This window comes from bacterium, assembly GCA_040756715.1.
GTDB lineage: Bacteria > UBA9089 > UBA9088 > UBA9088 > UBA9088 > JBFLYE01.
In genome coordinates, this window is sequence record JBFLYE010000148.1 from 1 (window position 1) to 3,505 (window position 3,505).

The window sequence follows — 3,505 nt, forward strand, 5'->3', positions numbered from 1 at the left end:
TTTTATAAAATTTTTTCCCTTTTAATTCAAAATTCAACATTCAAAATTCATAATTTTATAAAGTTTTCCTTAAGATTATCTAAACACATACATTTTGTAAAGCGTTATGGAATTAACTATAATTCAAAATAAATATCCTCTTTAGGGTATAAAGAAAATAACTGTTGAATTGCGGTATCATCTTGCTTTATATCTTTTGCATATATTTTTATTGGCCTATAATCGTTCATAATTATTTCATTTAGCTGATTTCTCCCTTATCTCTTTCTCTATTGCTGATGCTACCTCTTTGTTTGTCTTTAGGAAATTCCTTACATTTTCTCTTCCCTGACCAAGGGTTTTTTCTTTGTAGGAATAGAATGCACCCTTTTGGGTGATTACCCCTTTTTCTAGGCCTAAATCAATGAGGGATGCCTCATAGGAGATGCCTTCGTTATAATAAATCTCTATCTCGGCATCCTTAAAGGGGGGGGCAACCTTGTTTTTTACCACCTTTATTCTTACCCTACTTCCGATAATCTCATCCCCTTTGGTTAGATTCTCCTTTCTTTTCATATCAAGCCTGACAGAGGAATAGAATTTTAAAGCATGACCACCGGGTGTTGTCTCAGTTGGTCCAAACATAACCCCAATCTTTTGCCTTAATTGGTTGATAAAGAGAACCACCGCCTTTGACTTTGAGATTACTGAGGTAAGCTTCCTCAAGGCTTGAGACATCAGCCTTGCTTGTAATGCAATATGGCTATCTCCCATTTCTCCCTCTATTTCTTCTTTGGTTACCAAAGCGGCTACCGAGTCTATAACAATCGCATCAATTGCACCCGACCTAACAAGGTTTTCGGCAATCTCTAATGCCTGCTCTCCGGTATCGGGTTGGGAGACTAATAGATTATCCACATCAACCCCAACCTTCCTTGCATAGCTTGGGTCTAAGGCATGTTCTACATCAATAAATGCACAAACACCACCAGCTTTTTGTGCCTGTGCTAATATGCTTAAGCAAAGGGTTGTCTTTCCCGATGATTCCATACCAAATACCTCGATCACCCTTCCCCTGGGAACCCCTCCCACACCAATTGCCATATCCAAGGTTAATGCACCGGTAGGAATAGCAGAAACATTCATCTTTGCCTTGCTGTCTCCCAGCCTCATGATTGCCCCTTTGCCAAAATTCTTCTCAATTTGAGAAAGGGCAATCTCTAATGCCTGTTTTTTTTGTTGTTCCATTTTTTACCTCCTTATTAAATCCTAAATCTTTAATGGGGAAGATGTCTTTCCTCTTCTTGGCTAATAAAATCAATAATTTCTTCCTTTGTTTTTAATACCTTAAGCTTCTCCCTGATATAATTGTGCTTAAGAAGCCTTGAGATTCTTGCCAATATCTTTATTTGGGAAACAGTGGCATCCTGTGGGACAACAACCATAAATATTAAATAAACAGGCTCTCCATCTATGCTTTTAAAATCAATTCCATCCTTTAGCCTTCCAAATAAAACCACAAGATCCTTTGTGCTTTCTGCCTTTGTATGGGGAATAGCAACACCCTGACCTAAGCCTGTGCTCATTACCTCCTCCCTTGCCATAATCCCTTTCAAAACCTCATTCTCATCAATTTCATTATTCTTTGAGAGAAATGCTACCATTTCCTTTAAAACATCATCCTTCTTTTTTGACTTAAGATTAAGAACCAAATTGTCTTTTGAAAGAATTTCAGATAATTTCATTTCTCTGCTAAAATAATTACATAATTATCAGATACCTTAATAAATCCTTTATCTATATCAAATCCATTTTTATCAATCATTATTTTTCCCTTTTTAAGGGTGGAAAGAAGGGGGGTATGATTTTCTAAAATGCCCATATATCCCATCTCTCCTGGAACAATAACTTGTTCTGCTTTATCCTTAAACAAAATCCCCTCTTTACTTACAAGTTCAACCTCCATGTTTTATTTTTTTGTATTCCTCTTTCACTTCCTCAATATTTCCAACCATATAGAATGCCTGCTCAGGAACATCGTCAAGCTCTCCATCTATAATCGCCTTAAACCCGGCCACGGTTTCCTCGACGGGAACATACCTTCCCTTCCTTCCCGTAAATACCTCTGCCACAAAGAATGGCTGGGAGAAGAATTTCTGAATCTTCCTTGCCCTTTCAACTATAAGCTTATCCTCCTCAGAAAGCTCATCCATTCCAAGTATGGCAATAATATCCTTAAGGTCTTTGTATCTTTGAAGAACCTTCTGGACCTCCCTTGCCACTGTGTAGTGCGTTATTCCTACAATATCAGGGGTTAAGATACGCGATGTAGAATCTAATGGGTCAACCGCAGGGTATATCCCAAGCTCGGCAATCTGCCTTGATAAAACAATGCTTGCATCAAGATGGGTAAATGTGGTTGCCGGTGCCGGGTCTGTAAGGTCATCTGCAGGAACATAGATTGCCTGCACAGATGTAATTGAGCCTTTCCTTGTTGAAGTTATCCTCTCCTGCAAGGCACCCATATCGGTTCCTAGTGTTGCCTGATAGCCAACCGCAGAGGGAATCCTTCCCAGAAGGGCAGAGACCTCACTTCCTGCTTGGATAAACCTAAAGATATTATCAATAAACAAAAGAATATCGGCACCTCCCATATCGCGGAAATACTCGGCAACGGTTAAGGCAGAAAGACCAACCCTGAATCTAGAACCAGGGGATTCCTGCATCTGGCCATAAACCAGGGCTGTTTTGGAAAGAACACCAGATTCCTTCATTTCAAGGTATAGGTCATTTCCCTCACGCGTTCTCTCGCCCACACCAGCAAATACAGAGAAACCACCATGCTGCTCTGCCACATTCCTTATAAGCTCCATTACAAGGACGGTCTTTCCAACGCCTGCACCACCAAAAAGCCCTGCTTTTCCTCCCTTTGAAAGGGGGGCTAAAAGGTCAATAGACTTAAGGCCTGTTTCAAACATTTCCCTTACGGTCTCCTGCTCTTCAAAGGATGGCGGCGTTTTGTGGATGGGATGGTATGCTTCTGCCTTTACCTCTCCCATTTCATCTATAGGGTTTCCCAATACACCAATCATCCTTCCCAATATGCCCTTGCCAACCGGAACCTTAATAGGTCCTCCTGTATCAATTGCCTCCATTCCCCTTCTTATGCCATCGGTTGCTCCTAAAGCTATTGTTCTTGTAATATTGTCTCCCAGGTGCTGGGCTACCTCTACCACAAGAATATCTTCCCCTTTTTGGATATGAAGGCTGTTATAAATTGGGGGAATATCGCCCTTTTCAAAGAGAACATCAACGATAGGACCGATTACCTGATTTACTTTACCTATACCCATCTTTTAAATTAAACATTAGTATGTGTTTATCTGTTTAAAAATTCATCCACCTTTTAAGAAATTTTGAATTCTAAATTTTGAATTTTGGATTGAAGGTTAAGTTTTATAAAATTTTTCCCCTTTTAATTCAAAATTCAACATTCAAAATTCATAATTTTATATAAAGCTTTCCT

Annotated in this window: 4 protein-coding genes; all 4 read right to left on the bottom strand. The window is 39.4% G+C overall.

Going from position 1 to position 3,505, the window contains the following annotated elements; genetic code table 11:
- Positions 1 to 237: 237 nt before the first annotated feature.
- From recA to atpD, 4 genes are read right to left on the bottom strand one after another with little or no spacing between them, the layout of a single operon-like run.
- Positions 238 to 1,227, bottom strand: coding sequence for a recombinase RecA (gene recA, locus AB1397_05545; protein ID MEW6482449.1), 990 nt, complete (start codon positions 1,225 to 1,227; stop codon positions 238 to 240).
- Between the two features lie 29 nt (positions 1,228 to 1,256).
- The gene (locus AB1397_05550; GenBank protein MEW6482450.1) at positions 1,257 to 1,724 is read right to left on the bottom strand and encodes a PTS sugar transporter subunit IIA; all 468 of its coding nucleotides are present in this window, start codon (positions 1,722 to 1,724) and stop codon (positions 1,257 to 1,259) included.
- Positions 1,721 to 1,945, bottom strand: a complete 225-nt coding sequence (locus tag AB1397_05555; GenBank protein ID MEW6482451.1) for a hypothetical protein — start codon at positions 1,943 to 1,945, stop codon at positions 1,721 to 1,723. The genes AB1397_05550 and AB1397_05555 overlap by 4 nt, the downstream gene beginning before the upstream one ends.
- The gene (atpD, locus tag AB1397_05560; protein ID MEW6482452.1) at positions 1,935 to 3,332 is read right to left on the bottom strand and encodes a F0F1 ATP synthase subunit beta; all 1,398 of its coding nucleotides are present in this window, start codon (positions 3,330 to 3,332) and stop codon (positions 1,935 to 1,937) included. The genes AB1397_05555 and atpD overlap by 11 nt, the downstream gene beginning before the upstream one ends.
- Positions 3,333 to 3,505: the final 173 nt, after the last annotated feature.